The organism is Halocynthiibacter styelae (assembly GCF_016123485.1).
GTDB classification, from domain to species: domain Bacteria; phylum Pseudomonadota; class Alphaproteobacteria; order Rhodobacterales; family Rhodobacteraceae; genus Halocynthiibacter; species Halocynthiibacter styelae.
This window is the reverse complement of the sequence record NZ_JADCKQ010000004.1, coordinates 44,876-70,613: the sequence shown is the minus strand read 5'-3', so window position 1 is coordinate 70,613 and position 25,738 is coordinate 44,876. Positions and strand designations below refer to the sequence as shown.

Annotated in this window: 26 protein-coding genes; 23 read left to right on the top strand and 3 right to left on the bottom strand. The window is 57.0% G+C overall.

The genetic code is table 11. The annotated features are described in order from the left end of the window. Positions 1-104: 104 nt before the first annotated feature. The 4 genes from H1D41_RS06585 (at position 105) to H1D41_RS06570 (ending at position 3,109) form a co-directional block, all read left to right on the top strand. The gene (locus tag H1D41_RS06585; RefSeq protein WP_324250266.1) at positions 105-773 is read left to right on the top strand and encodes an HAD-IA family hydrolase; all 669 of its coding nucleotides are present in this window, start codon (positions 105-107) and stop codon (positions 771-773) included. Between the two features lie 12 nt (positions 774-785). After that, entirely contained in the window at positions 786-1,991 is a 1,206-nt protein-coding gene (locus H1D41_RS06580) for a DegT/DnrJ/EryC1/StrS family aminotransferase (protein ID WP_228848148.1), read from the top strand. 21 nt (positions 1,992-2,012) lie between these two features. Further along, entirely contained in the window at positions 2,013-2,540 is a 528-nt protein-coding gene (locus tag H1D41_RS06575; RefSeq protein ID WP_228848147.1) for a GNAT family N-acetyltransferase, read from the top strand. A gap of 119 nt (positions 2,541-2,659) precedes the next feature. Then, on the top strand, positions 2,660-3,109 hold the full coding sequence (locus tag H1D41_RS06570) for an SRPBCC family protein (protein ID WP_228848146.1): 450 nt from the start codon (positions 2,660-2,662) through the stop codon (positions 3,107-3,109). A gap of 189 nt (positions 3,110-3,298) precedes the next feature. On the opposite strand, the gene H1D41_RS06565 is transcribed toward H1D41_RS06570, so the two are convergent. Continuing rightward, the gene (locus tag H1D41_RS06565; RefSeq protein ID WP_228848145.1) at positions 3,299-3,853 is read right to left on the bottom strand and encodes a hypothetical protein; all 555 of its coding nucleotides are present in this window, start codon (positions 3,851-3,853) and stop codon (positions 3,299-3,301) included. A 111-nt stretch (positions 3,854-3,964) separates the two neighbouring features. On the opposite strand from H1D41_RS06565, the gene H1D41_RS06560 reads away from it, so the two are divergent. Next, entirely contained in the window at positions 3,965-5,128 is a 1,164-nt protein-coding gene (locus H1D41_RS06560) for an isovaleryl-CoA dehydrogenase (RefSeq protein WP_228848144.1), read from the top strand. Positions 5,129-5,184: 56 nt separating this feature from the next. Here H1D41_RS06560 and H1D41_RS06555 read toward each other — a convergent pair whose 3' ends face one another. Further along, a complete protein-coding gene (locus tag H1D41_RS06555) occupies positions 5,185-5,790 on the bottom strand; it encodes an OmpW/AlkL family protein (protein ID WP_228848143.1) in 606 nt (201 codons plus the stop codon). Positions 5,791-5,956: 166 nt separating this feature from the next. On the opposite strand from H1D41_RS06555, the gene H1D41_RS06550 reads away from it, so the two are divergent. The 10 genes from H1D41_RS06550 to H1D41_RS06505 all read left to right on the top strand — a co-directional run bounded on the left by H1D41_RS06550 (position 5,957) and on the right by H1D41_RS06505 (position 14,636). Next, positions 5,957-6,475, top strand: coding sequence for a lysozyme inhibitor LprI family protein (locus tag H1D41_RS06550; protein WP_228848142.1), 519 nt, complete (start codon positions 5,957-5,959; stop codon positions 6,473-6,475). Continuing rightward, positions 6,475-7,032, top strand: coding sequence for a hypothetical protein (locus tag H1D41_RS06545; RefSeq protein ID WP_228848141.1), 558 nt, complete (start codon positions 6,475-6,477; stop codon positions 7,030-7,032). The genes H1D41_RS06550 and H1D41_RS06545 overlap by 1 nt, the downstream gene beginning before the upstream one ends. After that, complete coding sequence (locus H1D41_RS06540) at positions 7,033-8,637, top strand: carboxyl transferase domain-containing protein (protein WP_228848140.1); 1,605 nt, start codon at positions 7,033-7,035, stop codon at positions 8,635-8,637. Between the two features lie 140 nt (positions 8,638-8,777). Next, positions 8,778-9,443 (top strand): hypothetical protein, encoded by a 666-nt coding sequence (locus H1D41_RS06535; protein ID WP_228848139.1) that lies wholly within the window; start codon positions 8,778-8,780, stop codon positions 9,441-9,443. Positions 9,444-9,448: 5 nt separating this feature from the next. Beyond that, on the top strand, positions 9,449-9,955 hold the full coding sequence (locus H1D41_RS06530; protein WP_228848138.1) for a hypothetical protein: 507 nt from the start codon (positions 9,449-9,451) through the stop codon (positions 9,953-9,955). Next, the gene (locus H1D41_RS06525; RefSeq protein WP_228848137.1) at positions 9,955-11,907 is read left to right on the top strand and encodes an acetyl/propionyl/methylcrotonyl-CoA carboxylase subunit alpha; all 1,953 of its coding nucleotides are present in this window, start codon (positions 9,955-9,957) and stop codon (positions 11,905-11,907) included. The genes H1D41_RS06530 and H1D41_RS06525 overlap by 1 nt, the downstream gene beginning before the upstream one ends. Beyond that, entirely contained in the window at positions 11,904-12,242 is a 339-nt protein-coding gene (locus H1D41_RS06520) for a hypothetical protein (RefSeq protein ID WP_228848136.1), read from the top strand. Before H1D41_RS06525 ends, H1D41_RS06520 begins: the two co-directional genes overlap by 4 nt. Then, complete coding sequence (locus H1D41_RS06515) at positions 12,239-12,922, top strand: glutathione S-transferase family protein (RefSeq protein ID WP_228848135.1); 684 nt, start codon at positions 12,239-12,241, stop codon at positions 12,920-12,922. Before H1D41_RS06520 ends, H1D41_RS06515 begins: the two co-directional genes overlap by 4 nt. Beyond that, positions 12,919-13,773 (top strand): hydroxymethylglutaryl-CoA lyase, encoded by an 855-nt coding sequence (locus tag H1D41_RS06510; RefSeq protein WP_228848134.1) that lies wholly within the window; start codon positions 12,919-12,921, stop codon positions 13,771-13,773. Before H1D41_RS06515 ends, H1D41_RS06510 begins: the two co-directional genes overlap by 4 nt. A gap of 71 nt (positions 13,774-13,844) precedes the next feature. Continuing rightward, entirely contained in the window at positions 13,845-14,636 is a 792-nt protein-coding gene (locus tag H1D41_RS06505; protein ID WP_228848133.1) for a crotonase/enoyl-CoA hydratase family protein, read from the top strand. A gap of 15 nt (positions 14,637-14,651) precedes the next feature. Here H1D41_RS06505 and H1D41_RS06500 read toward each other — a convergent pair whose 3' ends face one another. Next, positions 14,652-15,284 (bottom strand): MarC family protein, encoded by a 633-nt coding sequence (locus H1D41_RS06500; RefSeq protein ID WP_228848132.1) that lies wholly within the window; start codon positions 15,282-15,284, stop codon positions 14,652-14,654. A gap of 94 nt (positions 15,285-15,378) precedes the next feature. On the opposite strand from H1D41_RS06500, the gene H1D41_RS06495 reads away from it, so the two are divergent. From H1D41_RS06495 to glmM, 8 genes are all read left to right on the top strand, one after another. Continuing rightward, positions 15,379-15,897 (top strand): DUF6446 family protein, encoded by a 519-nt coding sequence (locus tag H1D41_RS06495; RefSeq protein ID WP_228848131.1) that lies wholly within the window; start codon positions 15,379-15,381, stop codon positions 15,895-15,897. A gap of 48 nt (positions 15,898-15,945) precedes the next feature. Beyond that, positions 15,946-18,189 carry a glycine--tRNA ligase subunit beta gene (gene glyS, locus H1D41_RS06490; RefSeq protein WP_228848130.1) on the top strand — a complete coding sequence of 748 codons (2,244 nt, stop codon included), beginning with the start codon at positions 15,946-15,948 and terminating at the stop codon, positions 18,187-18,189. Positions 18,190-18,393: 204 nt separating this feature from the next. Further along, a complete protein-coding gene (locus H1D41_RS06485; RefSeq protein WP_228848129.1) occupies positions 18,394-20,943 on the top strand; it encodes a putative PEP-binding protein in 2,550 nt (849 codons plus the stop codon). A gap of 259 nt (positions 20,944-21,202) precedes the next feature. After that, the gene (locus tag H1D41_RS06480; protein WP_228848128.1) at positions 21,203-21,895 is read left to right on the top strand and encodes a cell wall hydrolase; all 693 of its coding nucleotides are present in this window, start codon (positions 21,203-21,205) and stop codon (positions 21,893-21,895) included. Between the two features lie 190 nt (positions 21,896-22,085). Then, a complete protein-coding gene (locus H1D41_RS06475; RefSeq protein ID WP_228848127.1) occupies positions 22,086-22,391 on the top strand; it encodes a hypothetical protein in 306 nt (101 codons plus the stop codon). Between the two features lie 159 nt (positions 22,392-22,550). Then, the gene (locus H1D41_RS06470; protein WP_228848126.1) at positions 22,551-23,366 is read left to right on the top strand and encodes a dihydroneopterin aldolase; all 816 of its coding nucleotides are present in this window, start codon (positions 22,551-22,553) and stop codon (positions 23,364-23,366) included. Continuing rightward, complete coding sequence (gene folP, locus H1D41_RS06465; protein ID WP_228848125.1) at positions 23,363-24,370, top strand: dihydropteroate synthase; 1,008 nt, start codon at positions 23,363-23,365, stop codon at positions 24,368-24,370. The genes H1D41_RS06470 and folP overlap by 4 nt, the downstream gene beginning before the upstream one ends. A gap of 24 nt (positions 24,371-24,394) precedes the next feature. Further along, positions 24,395-25,738, top strand: a complete 1,344-nt coding sequence (gene glmM, locus H1D41_RS06460) for a phosphoglucosamine mutase (RefSeq protein WP_228848124.1) — start codon at positions 24,395-24,397, stop codon at positions 25,736-25,738.

Sequence of the window (25,738 nt, the reverse complement as noted above, 5' to 3'; positions counted from 1 at the left end):
TAAGCCTTGCAGTGACATAAGCAAGGGGCGGGGTGGTCAAAAACCTTTACGCTTCGTTACAATTCACGTGCGGAATGTCGCCGGGCGGATAAAAGCAGGGAAAAATGATGCGTACAGTTGTGTTTGATCTGGATGGGACGCTTGCAGATACCGGGGCGGATCTGATCCATGCGGCGAACGCCTGTTTCGGGGCGCGGGGTCTGGGTGATCTGTTGGATCCAGAGGCCGACAAAGGCATTGGGATGAAAGGTGGGCGGGCGATGCTGACCGCCGGCTTTACACGGCAATATGGTGCAGCGGATGAGGCGATGGTGCTGGAAGATTATCCGCGTCTTCTGGAATATTACGCTGAAAACATTGATGTTTATACGCGAATGTTTCCCGGTGCAGTTGATGCCATCACGCGGCTGCGTAACGCAGGTTATGCGGTGGGGATCTGCACCAATAAGCCCGAAGGTCTGGCAGAAACTCTGTTGTCGCGGCTGGGTGTACGGGATCTGTTTGACGCACTGATCGGGGCGGATACGCTGAGTGAACGCAAGCCGCACCCGATGCCCCTGATCGAAACAGTGAAACGCCTTGGTGGCGATATTTCGCGCACGGTGCAGGTGGGGGATACGATCACCGATCATAAAACCGCGCGGGCCTGCAATGTGGCGTCATTGCTTGTCACCTTTGGCCCTGACGGGGAAAAGGTCAATGAATTACAACCAGACGCGCTGCTGACCGATTATGAGGAATTACAGGACGTGGTTGCGGACCTGATCGGCTGAGAGGACAAAGAAATGAATGAGATTTTCACAGGCAATTTCACCCAACAGGAACCGATTTCTGACGAGGCGATTGAGGCCGCGGTTAATGTGATGCGTTCCGGCCGGTTGCATCGCTACAACGTGGGCGAAGGCGAAGATGGCGAAGTTGCCCTGCTGGAACAGGAATTCGCGGCCTATATGGGCAGCAAATATTGCCTGGCGGTTTCTTCCGGCGGTTATGCGATCGCAACGGCCCTGCGCGCCCTTGGCATCGCACCGGGCGAGCCTGTGCTGACCAATGCCTTTACCCTGGCCCCGGTGCCCGGTGCAATTGCATCCACGGGCGGCGTGCCGGTGTTTGTCGGTGTGACAGAAGATCTGGTGATTGACCTGCCCGATCTGGAAGCAAAGATCAAAGCCACCGGTTCGCGCATCCTGCTGCTGTCACATATGCGCGGTCATATCTGTGACATGGATGACCTGATGATGCTGTGTAACGCATTGGAAGTGCAGGTCATTGAAGATTGCGCCCACACCATGGGGGCGCGCTGGAACGGGATTTTGTCCGGGCGGCATGGGGTGATGGCGGCCTACTCAACCCAGACTTATAAGCATCTGAACTCCGGTGAAGGTGGATTGCTGATTTCTGATGATCCAGACCTCATGGCGAAGGCAACGATGCTGTCGGGCAGCTATATGCTGTTTGAACGTCATCTGGCCGCGCCCGGGCCGGAATATTTCACGGAAACCAAATACCAAACCCCTAATATTTCTGGCCGAATGGACCACCTGCGTGCAGCCATTCTGCGGGTGCAGTTGCGCGATCTGGATCAGCAGTGCGCGCGCTGGAATGAGCGCTATAAAGTGGTAGAAGACGGGCTTGCTGACACCACTGGCCTGGCCCTGATCAACCGACCTGAAGCCGAGGCCTATGTCGCCTCCAGCTTTCAGTTTTTGCTGCTCGACTGGTCAGAAGAAGCAATTGATGATGTGGTCGCCCGTTGCATGAAACGCGGGGTCGAGCTGAAATGGTTCGGTGGCGCGGAACCTGCGGGCTTTACCTCGCGCTATGACAGCTGGCGCTATGCCCCTAGCGAAGCGATGCCAGGCAGCGATCGCGTGCTGAAAGGCATCCTTGATCTGCGCCTGCCGCTGACCTTCAGCCCTGCAGATTGCGCCCAGATCGCCCGGATTATCAGGGCTGAGGTTGCGGCGGTGTATCAGGGGCCGCAGGGATAACCCCGCTGGAAGGGACGCCTGATGGTGCCGCCAAATTTTCTCCCGGATCTGAGAACCGCAGGTCTGCACCTGCGCGGGCCGGAAACGCGCGATATTCCCGGCTGGTATCAACGGGCGACAGATCGCGAGGCTGCGGCTCTGGCAGGGGACCGGGTGCCGGAAAGCATTTCTGAAGGCGCGATCTGGCTGGCAGGTTCAATGGAACGCACGCGCGCTGGGGAACGGTTGCAGTGGGTCATTGACTGCCCGGGCGCCGCAGAAAATGTCGGTACGGTGTCCCTGTCTTTACGCACCGCCGAAATCAGTTTTGTCATCGGCAGGGCGTTCTGGGGGCGGGGGATTGCCACACAGGCGGTGCGCCGGGTTCTGGCCTACGGGTTTGACGAACTTGGGCTGAATGTGGTGCGGGCAGAGCTTGTTGAGGGCAATATCGCCTCGCAACGCCTGCTGACAGGATGTGGCTTCAGGATCACCCGGCGGTTTGTTGATGAAAGCGACGGTGCGCATTGCCTGAAGATGCAGCTGTCAGAGACAGAGCGCCTGTTCTGAAATCCGATCCTGCTGTCATCCTCCTGACAGTATGCTGTCAGGAGGGGCATGTTACATCCGGCGTGAAGGGTGCTATGCCGACATGGTAACCCGTAATTTCTGAGAACAGGACATAACCCGTGATACAAGCCCAACGCAGCGCAGACATCAAAGCCACCCCCGAAGCCGTCTGGGGGGAACTCAGCCGCTTTATGGATCTTGCGGACATCGCGCCCCTGGTCGCGTCCGTGGACGCATTAAGCGAAGCATCCACCGGGCTGGGCGCGAAGCGGCGCTGTCATTTTGACAATGGTACATCCCTGGTGGAAGAAGCGATCACCTGGGAAGACGGCCGCATGATGGAAGTGCGCATGTCCGAAATGGACGCCATGCCTCTGCATGAAGGTGTCGCCAAAATCATGGTTGAACCTTCTGGCATCAACCATTGCCGCGTGATCTGGGGCCTGAACTACCGCGTGAAATACGGCCCGCTCGGCTGGATCCTGGGCCGGACCCTGATGAAAATGATGATGGGCAAAGTGATTGACGGCAACCTGAAAGGGCTGGCCGATAAGGTTGCTGCGGGCTGAAGGGCCTGTTTGAAAAATGAAATCCCGTCCCGTTTCGGCGGCAGGTTGGTGCCGCCATAGTGGCGTTTGCAGGGCTTTTATCCAGGCCCTGTCGCGGATTTTCAGTCTGGAAGATTGCGTCCCGATTGTGCGTATTATTAAGGCCGAGGTCACAACTGTATATCAAGCGAGTCAGGTTTGGGTTTCAGTTTATTGCCCCAAATATGGGTAGGCGCGATCAAGTAACTTCTGACGACGGGATTCTGGGTGCCTGTCGCGAACGCTTTGATATGCAGCCTGCACATAATCCAAAGGGTGGTCAAAATGGCGCCCTTCACTGCAACTTATCAGGCGATCAAATGCCACAAGGTAGTGGGCGCTGGTCTCACTCGGGTTTCTTTTAAAGCCATAGGCCGCAGAGATATACCGACTGTATATGAGTTCCCAGTTATTTTCTGGGTCAGGTATCAGCCAATCTTTATGGGTGTCGGGGATAATGTCCGGGATACTGCGAACAGTACGTGCACCTGGATTGTGATCCGTCATTTCGTGCCATACAGCTTCACAGTCCTGATTGGTTGATGCCGAGAGAACACTGGGTTTTAACGCCTGGTAAAAAGTAAAGCCCACCAGCAGGGTAAAGCTGGCAACTGTAATACACGCGACAGAGGACGTGTTTTGCATGATAATCCAATTTTCTTTAAGTGATTTTGGGGTTTTATATCTGTTCAGCCATCTTTGTAAATAATCACGACGTAAGGGCACTTTTCCCGGCCATTGACCCGAATCGCGGGTTTGACGTATTAAATGAACAAGTGTTCAATAAATCAGGTCACGGGCGTCAGATCGCCGGACCAGCCTCAACGGGAGCCAGCCATGTTTAATGCCGTGATGAATTTCGACCTTGGTGAAGACGTCAACGCCCTGCGTGATATGGTGCACCGTTGGGCGCAGGACCGCATCAAACCCATGGCGGCTGAGATTGACCTGAAAAACGACTTCCCGGCAGAGCTGTGGCAAGAGATGGGGGAATTGGGCCTGTTGGGCGTCACCACGCCTGAGGAATACGGCGGGGCGGGCATGTCCTATCTGGCGCATGTGATTATTGTGGAAGAAATCGCGCGGGCCTCGGCTTCTGTGTCGCTGTCATACGGCGCGCATTCCAACCTTTGCGTGAACCAGATCCGCCGCAATGCGACTGAGGAACAGAAGCAGAAATACCTGCCAAAACTGATTTCCGGTGAACATGTGGGTGCTTTGGCCATGAGTGAGGCCGGCTCAGGTTCTGACGTGGTGTCCATGAAGCTGAAGGCGGAAAAGCGCAACGGGTATTATGTGCTCAATGGCACGAAATACTGGATTACCAACGGCCCCGACGCTGACACTTTGGTGGTTTACGCGAAAACTGACCCGGACGCGGGGCCCAAGGGCATCACGACCTTCATCGTTGAAAAAGATATGGTTGGGTTCAGCACATCGGCGCATTTCGACAAGATGGGGATGCGTGGGTCCAACACGGCCGAACTGGTATTCGACAATGTTGAAGTGCCGTTTGAAAACGTGCTGGGCGAGGAAGGCAAAGGCGTGAACGTCCTGATGTCTGGCCTTGATTACGAACGCGTGGTTCTGTCGGGCATCGGCACGGGCATCATCGCGGGTTGCATGGATGAAGTCATGCCCTACATGGCGGAGCGCAAACAATTCGGCAAACGCATCGGGGATTTCCAGCTGATGCAGGGTAAAATCGCAGATATGTATACGGCGATGAATTCTGCCCGCGCTTATGTGTATGAGGTTGCAAAAGCCTGTGATCGTGGGGAAGTCACCCGTCAGGATGCGGCGGCCTGTGTGCTGTACGCTTCTGAAGAAGCGATGAAGCAAGCGCACCAGGCCGTGCAGGCCATGGGTGGTTCCGGGTTCATGAATGACAGCGCTGTCAGCCGGATGTTCCGCGACGCAAAACTGATGGAAATCGGTGCAGGCACGTCAGAAATCCGCCGGATGCTGATTGGTCGCGAACTTATGGCATCCATGAGCTGATCACAAAAAAGGCGGCCCGGACGGGGCCGCCAGTTGAGCGCAACATCCTGAACAGGTCAGAAACGGTGCACGTAGCTTACACCCGCAACAATCGGATCGATTTCGGCAGTGCCGATGGGGGCGCCGTTCAGGGTCACGTCGCTGTCGATGTCGATGTAGCGGATGTTGAAGCGCATGGCGCCGCGATCCGAGATCTGCCAGTCCGCACCCAGGTTCAGCGCCAGACCAAAGCTGTCGTCCAGTTTCAGCGTGCCAAGAGTGGATCTTTCTTCAAAGAACGTGGTGTAGTTGATGCCAACGCCGACAAAGGGTGTGATCTTACCATTGGTCGGAATATGATAGTTCACAGAAAGGGTCGGCGGCAGTTGTTTGGCTTCCCCGACATAGCCAACGCCATCGACGTTGATCCCATGAGTGAACGGGGTGGCTGCCAGCAGTTCAATCCCGATGTTGTCACGGATGAAATATTCGCCGGTGAATTGAAGCTGAGTTTCGTTGCCGACCCGGGCAACGCCAGGTGCAAGGGTGCCGTTGTTGGACTTCGGGGCGACATGGGCAACGCCCACACCAAAGGTCCAGTCCCCCTGGGATTGCGCCACAGCAGGGGCGGCAAGGGCAAGCGCAGCGGCGCTCAGGCTCAGGGCGGAGATAAGTTTTCTCATAACGGTCGTGCCTTTCGTTCTCGTTATGCGGCCAGGCTCTGCCTGAGCAGGCTGAGTCGCCTTGACCCATATCAACCCACGGGCGCGCAAAGGAAAATCGACGCTGTTAAAACGTCGCACCTTGCGGCTAAGCTGGATGTATCTTTTTCAGACCAGGGATATTTTCATGCTTAGATCACAGATTACCGTTATTGCCGGGCTACTTGCCTTTGCCCTGCCGGTTCAGGCGCAAGAGCCTGTGTTTGATCCCGAGCTTTCGCTCAGCTGTTATTACGAAAGCGGATCTGGCCCGGGCCATGCGCCGGCGCTGGAATGTGTCGGTCTGTCTGCAAATGCCTGTATGGACTCCACCCCTGAGGGCAGTTCAACTGTTGGCATGGGGCATTGTCTGAACCAGGAATACGCGCTGTGGGATGACCATCTGAACAACGCCTACCGCGTGCTGCGCGACAAGCTGGAGGCAGATGATGCCGAGATGGAACGTATCGGTGCCCTGACCACATCCCAGGCCGGGGCACTGCGTGAGATGCAGGTGGCCTGGATCGCCTATCGCGATGCAAGCTGTGAGTTCGAGCGCGCCCGCTGGGGCGGCGGCACCGGCGGAGGCCCGGCACAACTGGCCTGCCTGATGCATGAAACTGCACGTCAGTATTTTATTCTGGCAACGGAAGCGGAGGGGGATTGATGTGGGGATATCGTCAGATGCTTGCAGGTATGGCTGTCTTCAGTGGCTTTTTGGTTGCAAACACTGTTCCGGCTCTCGCCCAAATGTCTCCGGTTGAGCATGCTGTTTCCTATCTGGATGCCTGCCTGGAAACGACAGATTATGCAGCGGATCAACGGGATGAAGCTGAGCGGAGCAGTTCGCGCTATATTGCAATGTCGGTACTGACTTCGCGCCTGGATACTGAATGCCTCTCAACGCCATTGGGATATTGTGAAGAGGGTGGCCAGGCTGATCCTGAGTGTCTGAGTGCTGTCATGACTGAGATCAATGATCGTGCGGCTAAGATTCTAAGTAGGTTACCCGAAGAAATTCAAGGCACTGGCTTCGCCCCACGAAGTTATAAGCGGAGGCTCGAATCCGCACGTCAGGGACCAGACAGGACTGATAACTGCGAGGTTCCTGATGCATATTCTGAAAACTATTGTGAGGCGCTGGAAAGTGCCATGCATCTGCATTCTGTTCGAGTACTGAACCGAATGGTCCAGAGCAATTCATCCGAAAACGGAGACAACTAAATGAAACTCACCACCAAAGCCCTCCCAACCTCTGACGCATTCAAAGCCAATGTGGCGGCGCATGAGGGGATGATTGAAACCATCAGTGAAGCTGCTGCCGCAGCCGCTGCGGGTGGGGGCGAGAAATCGCGGGCGCGGCATTTGTCACGCGGGAAGATGTTGCCACGCGAACGGGTGATGAACCTGCTGGATCCGGGCTCTCCTTTCTTGGAAATCGGCGCAACTGCCGCCCACGGCATGTATGATGGTGCAGCCCCGGCAGCGGGTGTGATCGCCGGGATTGGGCGCGTGCATGGGCAGGACGTGATGGTGGTCTGCAATGACGCGACCGTCAAAGGTGGCACTTATTATCCGATGAGCGTGAAGAAACACCTGCGCGCCCAGGAAATTGCCCAGGAATGTCGTCTGCCCTGTATTTACCTCGTGGACAGCGGCGGGGCGAACCTGCCGAACCAGGATGAGGTCTTCCCGGATCGTGATCACTTTGGTCGGATTTTCTACAATCAGGCCAATATGTCCGCAATGGGCATCGCGCAAATCGCGGTTGTGATGGGGTCTTGTACGGCGGGCGGGGCCTATGTACCTGCCATGTCTGATGTGTCAATTATTGTGAAAGAACAAGGGACTATCTTCCTTGCTGGCCCGCCTTTGGTGAAGGCCGCGACGGGCGAGGTTGTGTCTGCCGAGGATCTTGGTGGCGGGGACGTGCACACGCGTCTGTCTGGTGTTGCGGATTACCTTGCGGAAGATGACACACATGCGCTGGCGCTGGCGCGCCGGGCTGTGGAAAGCCTGAACCTGACCAAACCCACAACCGTGAAATGGCAGGAGTCGGAAGAACCGCTGTATGATGCAGAGGAACTGCTGGGCGTTGTACCGGGCGATCTGAAGACGCCTTATGACATCCGCGAAGTGATTACCCGCGTTGTGGATGGCTCAAAATTTGATGAATTCAAGCCGCGCTATGGTGAAACGCTTGTCACAGGGTTTGCCCATCTGAAAGGCTGCCCGATCGGGATTGTAGCCAACAATGGCGTGCTGTTTTCCGAGGCCGCACAGAAGGGTGCGCATTTTGTGGAACTGTGCTCGCAACGCAATATCCCGCTGGTATTCCTGCAAAACATCACCGGTTTCATGGTAGGCCGGAAATATGAGAATGAGGGTATTGCCCGTCATGGTGCCAAGATGGTGACAGCTGTTGCCACAACCAAAGTGCCAAAAGTCACCATGGTTGTTGGTGGATCCTTTGGCGCGGGTAACTATGGTATGTCCGGCCGCGCTTATCAGCCGCGTTTCATGTGGTCCTGGCCGAATTCGCGGATTTCCGTGATGGGTGGCGAACAGGCGGCAGGCGTGTTGGCCACCGTAAAACGCGATGCGATTGAACGTCAGGGTGGCGAGTGGTCTGCTGAAGAAGAGGCGCAGTTCAAACAGCCAACCATTGATATGTTTGAGGAACAAAGCCACCCGCTGTATGCGTCTGCGCGTCTGTGGGATGACGGGATCATTGATCCGCGTGACACCCGTGAGGTTCTGTATCTGTCGCTGATCGCTGCCCTGAACGCGCCGATTGAGGAAACCAAATTCGGCGTTTTCCGGATGTAATCGGGCGATACACAACACATGCACATCCTATGCACATATTATGCATATAAATTGTATACAGCTGCCCTCTTGCAGGGGGGCGCTGCCCCCGTCCTGGGGACTCCCCCGGAGTATTTGTGGCAAGATGAAGGGGCGTGGGCATGATGGCGATTGGCAAGGCAATCCTGGATTATCTGCCGGAGTTTAAGCTGCCGGAGATGACCCGCGAGGCGGAGATCGCGGTGTATATGGTGCATAATTCTGCCGGGGCGGAGGATTACGTTTTCCTCTTTGATTTTGAGGAATTCAAAGCGCGGTCCGAAGCCGGGATGTTTGTGCGCCCTGTGATCCGGATTTTTGCCGGGCGCGATGATTTCAGCCGCTTGCGCTTTGCGCGTCAGTTCCGTGAGGTGTTTGCGGCAGAGTTTGACCGGATGCGGGCGGAGGCTGGCGAAACATCAGGTGGCTGGTTGAACTGGGGGATCCCGGGGACAAACCTGGCTGAAAAACTGGGTGGGTTCATTGCGAACCTTTTGCTGGCGATTGCGCTGGGCACGGGGAAGCAGATTTTGAACCTGACCGGGCTTGCGGGGCTTCTGCGCGGAAAAAGTGACGAAGCGAAGCTGGTGGATGAGTTTGAGAAAACCCGCTGCCAGGTGGAAGAGGCCCTGAGCCGGGTTGAGATCACGATCCACCCCGAGCTTTACGATTATGCGTATCGCGACGGGCTGAAGGGAAAGATCAGCAGGATGGATAGGGATGCCTGGCCTTTGCCTGCTTATGTACGGGAACATCTGAGAGACGCAAAAAGCGGATCATGGTGGTGAGGGATATGATAGAGAAGAACGAAATCACATTTGAACGTGGTGATCTGGACCCCTCAACCGGGGCGCAGTGGGTTTATGTGCCGCGCCATGTTGCCCATGGGCACAGGCTGGGCCGTGTTGGCGGGCTGATGTGGGGAGCGATCCTGTATTACCTTTCTGTGGCGCTGTTCAGCATTGCTGCGTTGACAGGCTATTACCCGATTGAGAACTTCTTTGGTGTGCTGATCCACGGGGTGCTGTTGATCCTGACCGTGTTGATCCTGCTGGGGTTTGCCATACGGGGGCAGGCGACCGTCATGTTTGCCGCCGTGCATTTTGCTGCCTCTGTTGCGCTTGCACTGACGGGGCCTTTCACGGGCGTTGTGGCGGGCGGCATGTCATTTCTTGTGATGTTTTATCTGCTCGACAGTGATCGGGCGAACCTGACCTTCCGGCACCGCTATCGCAGCTGGCCGGGTGAAAATTCTGCGGGCAGAGCCCCCGCACAAACGCATAACGCGGGAGAAAACTGATGTTTAAGAAAATCCTGATCGCCAACCGGGGTGAGATTGCCTGCCGGGTGATGGAAACAGCGCGCCGCATGGGCGTGAAAACCGTGGCTGTCTATTCCGATGCGGATGCAAAGGCGAAACATGTCGCCATGGCGGATGAGGCCGTGCATATCGGGGCGAATGCGCCTGCGGACAGTTACCTTGTGCAGGAACGTATTCTGCAGGCCGCAAAAGACACGGGCGCTGAGGGTATTCATCCGGGCTATGGCTTTCTGTCCGAGAATCCGGATTTCGTAGAGGCCTGTGATGCGGCGGGTATCGCTTTCATCGGCCCGTCTGCGAAAGCGATCCGGGCGATGGGTCTGAAAGACGCGGCCAAGGCCCTGATGATTGAAGCAGGCGTGCCGGTTGTCCCGGGCTATCACGGTGAGGACCAGGATCCTGCGCTTTTGAAGGCGGAAGCTGGCAAGATCGGCTATCCGGTGTTGATCAAAGCGGTTGCCGGCGGCGGCGGTAAAGGCATGCGGTTGGTTGAGGCGGAAGCTGAATTTGACGCGGCTTTGGCCAGCGCGATGGGCGAGGCGAAAACCGCCTTTGGCAATGATGCGGTGCTGATTGAGAAATTTGTGACATCCCCGCGTCACATTGAGGTGCAGGTTTTTGGCGACGGCACAGATGCGGTGCATCTGTTTGAACGGGACTGTTCCCTGCAGCGCCGTCACCAGAAGGTGATTGAGGAAGCCCCGGCGCCGGGCATGACTGCGGAAGTGCGCAAAGCCATGGGGGACGCGGCCACGCGCGCGGCCGAGGCAATCGGCTACGCCGGCGCAGGCACGGTGGAATTTATCGTTGATGGGTCGGATGGCCTGCGCGCTGATGGGTTTTGGTTCATGGAAATGAACACGCGTTTGCAGGTGGAACACCCTGTGACCGAGGCCATTACCGGCGTTGATCTGGTGGAATGGCAGCTGCGTGTGGCCAGTGGTGAAAGCCTGCCAGCGTGTCAGGAAGATCTGACGATCAATGGCCATAGTTTTGAGGTGCGTTTGTACGCAGAAGATGTGCCTGCGGGGTTCTTGCCTGCCACGGGCACGCTGACGCATTTGCAATTCCCTGAAGGCGCGCGGTCTGACAGTGGGGTGCGCAAGGGCGATGAAATTTCGCCTTGGTATGATCCGATGATTGCGAAAATCATCACCCATGGCGGATCACGTGACATTGCGCTGGGCAAGATGGCCCAGGCCCTGGCGGAAACCCAGGTGGCGGGATCGGTGACAAACCTTGCGTTTTTGCGGGCCCTCGTGCGCCATGATGATTTTGCGGCGGGCCGTGTGGATACCGGCTTGATTGATCGTGATATTGACACGCTGACGCCGGATCCTGTGCCTTGCATTAAGGCGCGTAGCCTGGCGGCTCTGGGCTTTGCGGGGCTTGCGGGGGACAATACGCCGGAAACCGGTTTTGGCCTTTGGGCGCGTGTGCCTGTGACAGTGAAATTTTCCCATAAGGGTGAGGAGATCGAAGCACGGATCACCACGATGACTGATCGTAATTTCCACATTGAGCTGGGTGGCGGTTTTGTCACGGTGACACGCACGGATGGTATTTGGTGGGTTGGCGGTGACAAAACGCCTGCGCAGATTGCTGTTCTGGGTGATAATGTCACGGTGTTCTGGGGCAACAATTACCACTTTGAAGCTGTGGACGTGCTGGACGTGGCCCATGGGGCTGGCGGTGATCCGAGCCTGATCGAAGCCCCCATGCCGGGGCTGGTGAAGGCCGTTATGGTTGAAGCGGGGGCCGTCGTAAAAGAAGGCGACGCCCTGGCGGTGCTGGAAGCCATGAAAATGGAACACACATTGGCGGCAGCCCGCGATGGCGTGGTGGCAGAGGTTCTGTGCGCAGCAGGCGGGCAGGTTGAGGCTGGTGCGGCATTGATCCGTCTGGCTGATGAAGGCGAGGTCGCAGCATGAAGATCGGGTGGGGAACGCTGCTGGAATGGCTGCTTCTCCCGGCCTTCTGTGTAGGCTCTTATTTTGTCGGGTTGCACCCTTGGTTGTTGCTTATTGTCACGGCCTGGCTAGTGCTGGATCTTGTGATCTATCTAACGATTGGGAAGATGTTCGGCTGGACCATCGGGATCATAGTGGATGTCTTCCGGAAGGATGCGCTGCGTACTGAGGCGCAACCTGAAAATGAAAAAAACGTCGGTGTTTTACTGGCTGCTGCTCTTGGTGGCGTTTCTTGTTGGCTATGCGCAGCATGTGATCGAAACGGGGCATTGGCTCTGGTGAGGGGAAGACTATGATACGTTTACATCATGCACCACAGGCGCGCTCTATGCGGGTGATCTGGATGTTGGAGGAATTGGGGCTGGAGTATGAACTGGTCAGTTACAACTTCTTTGATAAAAGTCTGCGCAGTGCGGAATATAAGGCGTTGAACCCGGCGGGGCGTGTGCCTGCGCTTGAGATCGGGAATGGCCAGGTGATTTGTGAAAGTGGCGCGGCGGTTGAATACCTGGCGGAGCTGGGCGAGGGGGCGTTGTCGCGTGCGCCGGGAACACCGGATCGGGCCGAATATCTGGATCTGCTGCATTATGCAGAAACCACGGGGCAGCATTGTGCGAACCTGACCCAGGCGCATATTGTTTTGTACCAGGATTGGATGAAATCCCCGACGCAGATGGGGCTTGAAGCCAAACGCCTGGCGGTGACTTTGAGGCGGCTTGAGGCGCAGCTGGAGGACGGGCGCGACTGGATGCTGGCGGGCGGATTTTCTGCGGTGGATTGTGCCTTGGCCTATGGCGTGTTTGTCGGTGAGAAATTCACAAGCCTTGATGATATGCCGAACTTAAGCGCATGGTGGGACAGATTTAAAGCGCGCCCGGGCTTTGCGAAAGCATTGCCCAAGGAAGGGGAGGCGCTGATTTACCGCAAAGACTTTTACCCGCCGCCTGAGGTGGGGAAACCGGAGGAAACATCATGACAGAAGCGATTGAGATTTTTGAATGTGGGCCGCGGGATGGTTTGCAGAACGAGAAACGCCAGATCCCAACGGCTGAAAAGATTGCTTTGGTGGACTGCCTGTCGCGTGCTGGTTTTCGCCGGATTGAATGCGCCAGTTTCGTGTCACCGAAATGGGTGCCACAGATGGCCGATAGTGCGGATGTTCTGGCGGGTATCACCCGGGGTGAAGGTATCAGTTATGCGGCTTTGACGCCGAATATGCGTGGTTATGAAGGGGCGATCGCAGCGAAAGCGGATGAGATTTCGATCTTTGGATCGGCGTCTGAAGGCTTCTCAAAGGCTAATATTAACGCGACGATTGAAGAAAGCTTAGAGCGGTTTAAGCCGATCATGGAAGCGGCGCGTCATGTGGATCTGCCGGTGCGGGGCTATGTGTCTTGCGTGACGGATTGCCCCTATGACGGCAAGGTTGATCCGGGTGAAGTCGCGCGTGTGGCTGAAGCGTTGTTTGCCATGGGCTGCTATGAGATTTCCCTGGGTGACACGATTGGCCAGGCCACACCTGATAGCATTGCGAAGATGCTGTTGGCTGTGCGTGACGTTGTGCCGGTGCACCGTCTGGCGGGGCATTATCACGACACAAGCGGGCGGGCGATTGATAACATTGATGCCTCGATTTCGCTTGGGGTGAAGGTCTTTGATGCAGCCGTGGGCGGTCTTGGCGGCTGTCCTTATGCGCCGGGGGCTGCGGGGAATGTGGCCACGGAACGAGTGATGGAGCATTGCGAACGGATCGGGATTGATACCGGGCTTGATGCGAACATCGTGCAGGAAGCGGCTGTAATGGCACGTAAAATGCGGGAAAGCTGAGGCGCGCAGATTTTTTGAAAAAATCTGTGTCGGAATTTTTCAAAAATTCCGGATGCGAGTGGAGAGATATGATGACTTATTCTTATGAAACGCTGGATATTGGCGTTGATGATCGCGGTATTGCCAGGCTGACGCTTGATCGTCCTGAGAAACACAACGCCATGAGCGCACAGATGCTGGCAGAACTGACGGATGTGGCAGGGCAGCTGGGCGCGGATGAGGCAGTGCGTGTTGTCGTGCTGACAGGCGCGGGCAAAAGCTTTTGTGCCGGGGGTGACTTGCGCTGGATGCAGGATCAGATGGCCGCAGATCCTGTGACACGCATGAAAGAAGCACGTAAACTGGCAGAGATGCTGCAGGCGCTGAACACCATGCCAAAACCGCTGATCGGGCGGGTGCAGGGCAATGCCTTTGGCGGCGGCATCGGGATGCTGTCTGTCTGTGACATTGCCATCGGTGTGGACGGTGCGAAATTCGGGCTGACGGAAACACGCCTGGGTCTGATCCCGGCGACCATCGGACCATATGTTCTGGCCCGCATGGGCGAAGGCAAGGCGCGGCGTGTCTTTATGAACGCCCGCCTTTTCACCGCAGATGAAGCCCATGACATGGATCTGCTGGCGAAGGTTGTTACCTCTGAGGAACTGGATGCCGCCGTTGAGGCCGAGGTCGTACCTTATCTGTCCTGTGCGCCACGCGCGGTTGCGGACGCCAAGGCGCTGGCGCGCGCCCTTGGCCCGCGCATTGATGACGACGTCATTGATATGTCGATTGCCGCGCTTGCCGGGCGCTGGGAAGACAGCGAGAGTTCCGAGGGCATCGGTGCGTTCTTTGACAAACGCAAAGCCGCCTGGATCGCTTAAACCTGTTCTGCCGGGTCAGCCAAGGCCCGGCAGCAGCACCTTCAGACCCGCAACAACCATACCAACCGCTATGGCGACAAGGATCATGCCCATTATACGGGTCATGATGTTGCGCATGGTCTGGGTCAGAAAACGCCCGATATCCCCGGCGAAGAACAGAACCACCAGCAGGATCAGGAGAACCGCGCCGGTAACGGCACCATAGGTGATCCATTTTGTGAGCGTATCCGCCTTATGTGAGAACAGGATCAGCGTGGTCATCGTGCCCGGGCCCACCAGCATCGGGAAGGTCATGGGGTAAAAGGCGATGTTGTCCTGCTGATTGTGTTCTTCTTTCTCACTGTCTGTGCCGTGGTGAGCGCTGCTTTCACTGCCATTGAGCATATGAAACCCGATCTGCGCCAGCACAAGACCGCCGGCCACGCGGAAGGCATCGACGGAAATATCAAAGAAATTCAGGATCGCAGACCCCGCCCCGGCGACAACAGCACATGTGATCAACGTGAAAAACACCACCTGCAGTGCGGTTTTGCGCTGGGCAGGGCGGTCAAGTGCAGAAGTCAGACTGAGGAAAACTGGCAGGTTTACAAAGGGGTTCATTACTGCAAAAAGTGCCCCGAACATGGACACTGCGAAGGGATCGGACATTTTGTCTTCCTTATGTCAGGCTGAATAAAGGCTCTGTGCCATGCGCGGGGCGGGCTGGCAATCGTAACTTGTACCAAAGACGGAGACCGGACCAATGGGAAAATTTCTTGCAGGGAGCATTCTTGTGTGTGCAATCGCCGCAGGCATCCTGATGTATTACCTTCAGGTTTACGCCTTTTATGACGAAATCCCCGCAGGTGCTGACGGACGTGTGGAAGTTGTTTCTCTGGCCACGGATCTGCCGGAAGAAATCATCTTTGAAGATTTTGAGGGCATTGATTCAGACAGCTCGCCCCTGCGCTACCGTGCCTGTTTCACAACGCCACAAAGCCAGGCGATGATGACCGAAACCTATGTGACCTTTGAAGATGCAACGCCTCTGACCGCGCCTGCCTGGTTTGACTGCTATGATGCGGTTGAGGTGGGTGAAGCGCTGGAACGCGGTGAAGCCATTGCCTTCCTCGGTCAGAAAGACATCCACTGGGGCTTTGACCGCGTGATTGCCATTATGCCAGACGGGCGCGGTTTTGTCTGGCATCAGATGAACGCCTGCGGCAAAGAAGTCTTTGAAGACGGCCGCCCTGTGCCCGATCACTGTCCGTCCCGCCCGTAACACGCCGCAAATCCGAACCCGAATAAGATAAGCCCGAAAGCCACGACCATGCCTGATCTTCTGATTGAACTTTTTTCTGAGGAAATCCCCGCCCGTATGCAGGGGAAAGCCGCGGATGACCTGAAGAAACTTGTCACCAATGGTCTGGTAGATGCCGGTCTGACCTATGCCTCTGCCGGGACGTTCTCGACCCCGCGTCGTCTGGTTCTGGCCGTAGAAGGCCTGCTGGGCGAAAGCCCGGAAGTGCGCGAAGAACGCCGCGGCCCGAAGGTGGGCGCGCCTGAAAAAGCGCTGGAAGGGTTTCTGCGCGGGGCAGGGGTTGCCCGTGAAGATCTGGTCGAGCGTGACGAAAAGAAGGGCGCGTTTTACTTTGCAACCATCGTAAAGCCTGGTCGCCCGGCCGCAGATATTATCGCTGAAGTTCTGGAAGGCGCGATCCGCAACTTCCCGTGGCAGAAATCCATGCGCTGGGGCACCGGCAGCCTGCGTTGGGTGCGTCCGTTGCATTCCATCATCGCGCTTTTGTCTGATGAAACCGGCGCAACCGTTGTGCCGATGGACATCGACGGCATCACATCCGGTGACTTCACCGAAGGCCACCGTTTCATGGCCCCGGGCCGCATTTCTGTGACGTCTTTTGACGATTACGCCGCGAAACTGAAATCCGCCCATGTCATTCTGGACGCCTCGGAACGTCAGGACATGATCTGGCAGGATGCCACAAATCAGGCCTTCGCTCAGGGCCTTGAGATCGTCGAAGATCCCGGCCTTCTGCGTGAGGTTGCAGGTCTTGTGGAATGGCCTGTCGTGCTGATGGGTGATATTGCCGATGACTTCCTTGATCTGCCGCCTGAGGTGCTTCAGACCTCTATGAAAGAACATCAGAAGTTCTTCTCTGTGCGCGATCCGAAATCCGGCAAAATCGTGAAATTCATCACCGTTGCCAACCGTGAAACCAAAGACAATGGCGCGACCATTCTGGCGGGGAACCAGAAGGTGTTGTTTGCGCGTCTGTCAGACGCGAAATTCTTCTGGGAAAACGACCTGCGCGTTGCGACCGGTGAAAAAATGGAACCCTGGCTGGCAAGCCTCGCGAACGTGACGTTCCACAACAAGCTGGGTTCCCAGAAAGAACGGATCGAACGTATCGTCGCGCTCGCCCGTGAATTGGCGCCCGTTGTGGGCGCAGATGCGGATCTGGCGGAACAGGCGGCGCGTGTGGCCAAGGCGGATCTGTCCTCAGAAATGGTTTATGAATTCCCGGAACTTCAGGGGCTTATGGGGCGGTATTACGCCGCCGCCGCTGGTCTGCCTGCGAAAGTGGCGGAGGCCTGCGAGGCCCATTACTCCCCGCTTGGCCCGTCTGATGACGTGCCCACCTCTGATGTCTCCGTTGCCGTGGCGCTGGCCGATAAGCTTGACCTTTTGTGCGGCTTCTGGGCGATTGATGAGAAACCCACAGGTTCCAAAGACCCATTCGCCCTGCGCCGCGCCGCCCTTGGCGTGATCCGCCTTGTGCTGGAGAATGGGGTGCGGATGGAATTGGCGGACGTTGTGTTTAAGCATAATGCCCGTTTGACTGGGTTTATTTCTGGCGTTGAAGTTTCTCGGAAGATGGAAACACTCAAGGCCGCTGTCGATAGCCTGCCTAATGAAGCATCGAATGTAGCCTCTCAAGCTGTTGAGGATGCTAAGTCTAAGGTTGATGGAGCAGAGTTTGTTAACAAGCTTGCTGATGTTGCAATTGAAAATGCAGCAGTCGCAATTTCTCACCTCCTCTCCTTCTTCCACGACCGCCTGAAAGTCTTCCTGAAGGATCAGGGCATTCGTCATGATGTGATCGATGCCTGTCTTGCGATGGACGGCAATGATGATCTGGTGCTGCTGGTCAACCGGGCCAAAGCGCTCTCAGCCCTGCTGGCGACTGACGATGGTGAAAACCTGCTGCAGGGCTTTAAGCGCGCGAATAACCTGCTGACCCAGGCCGAAGAAAAAGACGGTGTCGAATATTCCTACGGCGCGGATGTGAAATTCGCCGAAGATGACAGCGAAAAGGCGCTTTTTGCCGCGCTGGATCTGGCGGAAGAAAAAATCGCCCCTGCTATGAAAGCGGAAGATTTCGCCGCCGCCATGGGCGAAATGGCCGCCCTGCGCGCGCCGGTAGATGCGTTTTTTGAAGCCGTACAGGTGAATTCAGACAACCAGGTCGTGCGCCGCAACCGCCTGAACCTTCTGTCCCGCATCCGCACTATCTGCCTTTCCGTGGCGGACCTGACCAAAGTCGAAGGCTGACACAGCTTGTCATAATGGACCGTCGCCTCAATCTGGCGGCGGTCCCTTTTTCTTTTCAGTCTAAATATCCCGGGGGAATCCATCGCAGATGGATGGGGGCTGGCCCCCTTCCGGTTTTTCGCCAGAAAAACCGCCACGGATGATGCATTGCTTGTCAGATGCCATAAACGCGCTATGCTGCAATGAAGCAGAAAAGGTGCCGCAGTGCAGAATACTCCTGACCAGCCCGTTACATCCTATACCCTGATCACCGAAGGGGCCCCGATTGCCGTGAATTCCCACGGCGGGCGGGCGAAATGTCTGCAACGGCTGACCCGCCTGAATATGCCCGTGCCGCGTACGGTCGCGCTGAGTTTCGATTGCGTTCGCGGCATTGCGCAGGGGCAGGTTCCGGATGCGAAGGATATGCTGGCAAGCTTTGGCGACAGGCCTGTGGTCTCTGTGCGGCCCTCCTCTGAGGATCCCGACTGGGGTGGTCCGGGGGCGATCCTGAACATCGGCATGAATGCCGCACGGCATAAGGTGATGGCGGAAGAACTGGGCCAGGAAGCGGCAGACCGGCTGTATACCCGGTTTGTGCAATCCTATGCGGTGCATGTGGCGCGGCTGGACCCGGATGAATTTGAGGTCGATGACAGCGACAGCGCGGATGCGCTGAAACGCGTTCTGGAAGCCTATGAATTTGAATGCGAAGAAGAATTCCCCCAGGACCCGGCCCATCAGCTGGAAGAGGTCCTGCGATCCATGGCGCGGGCCTGGGAAGGCACAACCGCGCGCCTCTTGCGTCAGGCCAAAGGCGCGCCTGCGGATGCGGGGCTGGGTCTTGTGGTGCAGGAAATGATCTTTGGTCTGGGCAGTGGTGAATGTGGATCAGGTGTCATTCGGTTCATCAACCCTCAGACCGGCCACCGCCAGATCGAAGGCCGCTATAAACGTCAGAGCCAGGGGCGCGACGCGCTGGATGGGGATGCGGTGTTCCTGCAGAAGGATGCACGCGGCACATCCATGGAAGAACTCTGCCCGAAGTGCTACGCAACGCTGACCGGTTATGGCGCGTCCTTGCGTGAAAAGCTGCGCGAGGAAATGGAAGTGGAATTTGTCGTGGATAACGGCGAATTGCGCATTCTGGATGCTATCCGGGTGCAGCGCACATCGCCTGCTGCCGTGCGTGTGGCGGTGGATCTGGCGAATGATAAGATTATTCCGCGGGAAGAGGCATTGTTGCGGATTGAACCGCGCGCGCTGACCGAACTTCTGCACCGGCAGGTCAACCCGGATGCCCCCCGTGATGTGCTGCTGAAAGGCATTGCTGCCAGCCCGGGCGCTGCCACCGGCAAGATCGTATTTTCTGCGACAGCGGCCCAGGCCAGCCAGGCCCGTGATGAAGCCTGTATTCTGGTGCGTCGCGAAACCGCGCCAGAGGATATTCGCGGCATGCATGCGGCCTCTGCCGTGCTGACCGAACGCGGTGGCATGTCCAGCCACGCGGCGGTGATTGCCCGTGGTCTGGGTCTGCCCTGTATTGTGGGCGCCTCTGATCTGAAGCTGAAACGCAAGGAAAAACGCCTGATCCTGCCGGATGGCCGTGAGCTGGGCGAAGGCGATCTGATCACAGTGGACGGGTCTTCCGGTGACGTGCTGGATGGGGCTGCTGAACTGCTGGAACCCACCCTTGAAGACGGGTTCCGAACGCTCTTAACCTGGGCTGAGGATGTGAGCGACATTAAGGTGCGCGCCAATGCCGACACGCCTGCAGATGCGGAAATCGCCCGGCGTTTCCGGGCGCGGGGCATCGGGTTGTGCCGCACGGAACATATGTTCTTTGAACATGACCGCCTGACCCTGATGCGCGAGATGATCTTCGCGAACTCCCCCGATGATCGCGCTGCGGCGCTGGATCGTTTACTGCCGATGCAGCGGGCGGATTTCAAGAAGCTGTTTGAAATTATGCGGGGGGAACGGGTCTGTATTCGCCTGTTTGACCCGCCCCTGCATGAATTCCTGCCCCATACTCGTGAAGGCATGCGGGAGTTGGCCGGGGCGCTGGACCTGCCGCTGTCTGATGTGGAACGGCGGGTGAAAGCCCTGTCTGAATTCAACCCGATGCTGGGTATGCGCGGCGTGCGTCTGGGGATCACCGTGCCGGAAATCTACGATATGCAGGCGCGGGCGATCTTTGAAGCCGCGGCCGAGGTTTCTGCAGAAGGGCAGGCGATTATACCAGAAGTCATGATCCCGCTGGTTTCGGCCATGCGCGAGGTTGAGATCGTCAAGGCCCGCATTGATCTGGTGGCGGCCCAGGTGCGTGCGGCATCCGGCGTTGAATTTGATTTCCGTCTGGGGGTGATGGTGGAAACGCCACGCGCGGCCCTGCGGGCAGAGGAAATCGCACCACATGTTTCCTTCCTCAGCTTCGGGACCAACGACCTGACCCAGATGACTTACGGTTTGTCGCGCGATGATGCGGGGCGGTTTATGTCGGAATATGTACGCCAGGAAGTCTATGCAGAGGATCCGTTCCACACGCTTGATACCGATGGCGTAGGCGAATTGCTTGAGATCGGGGCAGAACGCGCGCGGCGATCCCAGCCGGATGTCACCCTGTCGATCTGTGGGGAACACGGCGGTAATCCCGAGTCGATTGCCTTCTGTCGGCAGGCCGGATTTGATTATGTATCCTGTTCGCCCTTCCGGGTGCCTGTGGCCTGGCTTGCGGGGGCGCATCTGGCGCTGAAGGATCAGATTGAGAGTTAGAATCACCAAGCCTAAGCTGATGAATGTGGCGCAATGAAGGCGGGTGCGACCCGTCTTTGACAATCGGCAGGGTTGAGTAGTGATGTTTTTGCCGCATTTTTCCCTCTGAATGGGGCGAAAAGGTGCTGATCTACCGATCACCGCCCTTGGCTGGGTTGAAATGTTAACTCTCTTCTCATACTTCACCGCGACAACGGGACGACGGAAATTACGGATACCTGTTCTGGGGAACAGCTGTCTTTAACGATGGATGGATGACATGAGTTTTTACCGTATGACCGCTGCCGCGGGCTTTATCCTTGCGCTCACCGGTTTTGGTGCAGTTGCAGATACAACCAACCCGGCAGAAGGTGACTTCGCTGAACAACTGACCATGATGATTGGTGCGGAACGTGCGGCCCTTGGGGAAGTACGGACAAGCCGTCTGCGCCAACTGACTTTGCCACCCGTGGAAACCCGCGATGCGGCACGCACTGCAACGCCTGCGGGTGATGTGGAATATACACGTGACTGGGTGAACGCCCAGCCAACACCTGCCGCAAGCGCAGATCTGACCTGCCTGTCAGAAGCCCTGTATTTCGAAGCACGTGGCGAAAGCGTGGAAGGCCAGTTTGCCGTGGCTGAGGTGATCCTCAACCGTGTGGACAGCGCGCGTTTTCCAAACAGTGTTTGCGGTGTGATCAATCAGGGCACCGGCCGTAAATACCAGTGCCAGTTCACCTATACCTGTGATGGGCGCGCTGAAATTGTGAATGAGCCCCGCGCGTATGACCAGGTGCAGAAAGTGGCTGCGACCATGCTGAACGGCGGCGAACGCAGCCTGACAAGCGGCGCAACCTATTACCACACCCGCGCGGTGAACCCACGCTGGGCACGCCAGTTCAACCGCACAGCCGCAATTGGGGTGCATTTGTTCTACAAACCACCCCAGCGTCTGTCGCAATATAACTGATTTCTGAAACGTCGCCTGTAGGGCGGCGTTTTTGTTTGTCAGGGCGGCAGTGAGCACCATACCGCTAACGACAGCTTCAATCCCAAGACAACGCAATCAATATCGTGACACTCCGCGCCACGTTTTCCGGTTGTTTTATATTCAGCTGTTCTTGCGATGATGTTGGCAACGTCCAACAGTGAGGTCCTGAATGCCAATCAATGTTTTCTCTAATTGTGTGGATACCTCAGCGGCTGAGGAGAAATCTAAATCCCTGGCGTGGCTTTGCGACGAGACCTGGGATCTGTCTGCACAACTCTTTGAATTTGAACGTTGGCTGGAAAAAGACGGGCAGAACCTTCCGAAAGGCAGTTACATCGCGGATATCGGCTTTAGCGCACGACAGGATGCAAGCGGCGGTGGCGGCATCTTGTCGGTCTCGGCTATGCAAACACTCGTGACGATCGGGATGGAAATGTGGTTTTCTGAGTACTGTAAAGAGCAGGAAACCACATGAGGTTCATCGCCACCTGACAGATTGCGGGATACCGAAGCATTTTTACACTTTGTAATGCGGCTCTACGTTTCTTTTGCCTGGGGTGGCGTTTTCTTGGGTTCATCCTATGCGTGGCTTTAGGTATGAAGGCGTAAAGCTGTGAGCGCGATGAGGAAAACCATGTCGGAAGAAACAATAGCTGTGTTTGGCCATCCTGTGATGCGGGCAGAGGCGCTGGCGCTGGAGGGTGTGGCGGATCGTCTGTCCCTGCGCGACTATGAGGTTGCGGTTGAAGTCGGGGCGTTTCAGCTGGAACGCGATGTTCTGCAGCGCCTGCGTTTCAATGTGGCGGTTGAGATTGCATCGCCGGGCGAAGCTGCGGGCGATGATGTGGATGCGATCCTGTCTTATGACAAAATCACGGAAGCGATTGATTATGAACTGGCGGCGGAACGGCTGAATCTGCTGGAAACGCTCGCAGAACGGATTGCGGCGCGGGTCCTGCTGGAACCACAGGCGAAGCGGGTCTTTCTGCGCATCGAAAAGCCAGATCGCGGGCCTTTCGTCTTGGGGCTTGAGATCGTGCGCGAGACTGGTCTGGTTGAGGTTGAGGCTGCAACCGGGCCTGTGCCTAAGATTGTCGTCGTGCCTGCGGGGCAGGGTGTGGATATCTTGCCCGATGGTCCTGTGGTGATTGTGCCGGAAGCTGCGGCGCAAGCAGGATTTGATGTGGTGACCGATGCCCGGATGACCCTGCTGGAAGCAGAGAAAAACGCATGGCGCATTGCGGCGGCGCATGATCTGATGGATGTGATTGCGACGCGCACAGAACTGGACTGGGCCCTGAAGAACGGACGTGTGCCGGTCTGGGCCCCGTCGCGGATGCTGTTTGACACAATGGGCGCACCTGTGTCGGGCAGCGCGATGGAACAGGCGCAATGGCTGGCGGATGAGCTGGGTGGCGGTGGTGTGGAAATGCTGGAGGATCAGGCATGAGTGCAGAGAAAAGCTATTACCGCCCGCTGGCGCAAATAGGGGCTGCACGCCCTGAGGATGCGTTGTTTATCGCGGGCGGCTGGTCCTGGTTCACCCATGCGGAACATCTGACGCGGAACGGATCGCAGGGTTTTGTGCATGTTGCGGATCTGCCGGAAGATGCGCGCGCGCGCCTGACGGCACCACGGGCTGATATTGCGGGCCTGAATTTTGATGCGCCAAAGATCATGGGCATTCTGAACGTGACGCCGGATAGTTTTTCGGATGGTGGCAGGTTTAACGCGCCAGAGGCGGCCCTCGCACGGACCCAGGCCCTGGCGGCCGAGGGTGCGGATATCATCGACATTGGCGGGGAATCCACGCGCCCCGGCGCAACCTATGTGCCAGTTGTCGAGGAATGCGCACGCACGGTGCCGGTGATTGAAGCGGTGCGGTCGGGGTCTGACGTGCCGATCTCAATTGACACACGCAAGGCGCAGGTCGGGGCTGCAGCCCTGAAAGCCGGTGCTGATGTGATCAATGATGTGGCGGCGTTCACCTTTGAGCCGGAACTTGCACAGGTCACAGCCGCAGCAGGCGCGCCGGTCTGTTTGATGCATGCTCAGGGTGACCCGACCACCATGCAGGACAATCCGCAATATGAAAACGTGCTGCTGGATGTCTATGATTTCCTTGAAGAACGTATCGCATTTGCAGAAAGCCTTGGGATCAGCCGCGATCAGATCATCGCGGACCCGGGCATTGGCTTTGGCAAGACGCTGGATCACAATCTGGCGCTTTTGCAGAACATCAGCCTGTTCCACGGGCTGGGCGTGCCTGTTCTGTTGGGGGCGTCGCGGAAGAAATTCATTGGCACGTTGGGCAATGCACCACAGGCGGAAGATCGCGCAGTGGGTTCTGTTGCCGTTGCGCTTGCTGCAATTGCGCAGGGCATTCAGATAATAAGGGCCCATGACGTGGCTGAAACGCGCCAGGCCATGGTGTTGTTTGCAGCGACGAGCTGAGGCGGAAGAACAAAAGGCAGTGATATGAGTAAGAAACTTTTCGGAACCGATGGTGTACGCGGGCTGGCCAATACCTGGCCAATGACGGCTGAAATGGCGCTGAAGCTGGGCGCTGCTGCCGGGCGTCATTTTCGCACAGATGGCACAAACGGCCACCGGGTTGTGATTGGAAAAGATACACGTCTGTCTGGCTATATGTTTGAAAACGCCCTGACCGCCGGTCTGACCAGTACGGGTATGAATGTTCTGCTGCTTGGGCCAACCCCGACGCCTGCCGTGGGCTATCTGACGCAATCCATGCGTGCGGATCTGGGCATCATGATTTCTGCCTCACACAACCCGCATCATGACAATGGCATCAAGTTCTTTGGCCCGGATGGGTTTAAACTGTCTGACGAGGACGAAGCCGCGATTGAAGCGCTTCTTCAGGAAGACATCCAACCGGCCCAACCGATGAACATTGGCCGCGCGAAACGTGTGGATGATGAAACCGGGCGCTATGTTGAAAATGTTAAAACAACCTTCCCGCAGGATCTGTCCCTGAGCGGGCTGAAGATTGTCCTGGATTGCGCCAATGGTGCAGCCTGGCGCGCGGCACCGCTGGTGCTTTGGGAACTGGGCGCAGAGGTGATCCCCCTGGGTGTTGCGCCAAATGGTTTTAATATCAACGAAAACTGTGGCTCAACCCATCCTGAAACGGCTGCAGAAGCTGTGATCGCCCATGGGGCAGATGTGGCCCTGTGCCTGGATGGGGACGCGGACCGGATCATTGTGATTGATGAAAAGGGTCAGGTTGCGGATGGCGATCAGATCATGGCGCTTCTGGCGACCCGCTGGTCTGAGGAAGGCCGGTTGAATAAGAACACGCTGGTGGCGACAGTTATGTCGAACCTGGGGCTTGAAAACTACCTGTCTGGCAAGGGCATTGCCCTGCATCGGTCCGCAGTGGGCGATCGTCATGTTGTCGCGGCGATGCGCGCGGAAGGTTATAACCTTGGTGGCGAGCAATCCGGCCATATTGTGATGACGGATTACGGCACAACCGGCGATGGACTGGCCGCAGGTCTGCAGTTTGTGGCCGAGATGGTGCGCACAGGCAAACCTGCCAGCGCGCTTGCCAAAACCTTTGAAACCGTGCCGCAGCTTCTGCAGAACGTGCGCTACGAAGCCGGGCAGGACCCGCTGGAAAAAGACGTGGTGAAAGCGGCGATTGCAGATGCTGAATCTGAGCTTGCGGGCAAAGGTCGTCTGCTGATCCGCAAATCCGGTACAGAACCGCTGATCCGGGTCATGGCAGAATGCACGGATGCTGTGATGCTGGAACGCGTGGTGAAAGGGCTTTGCGCCCTGATTGAAGACAACCTGTAA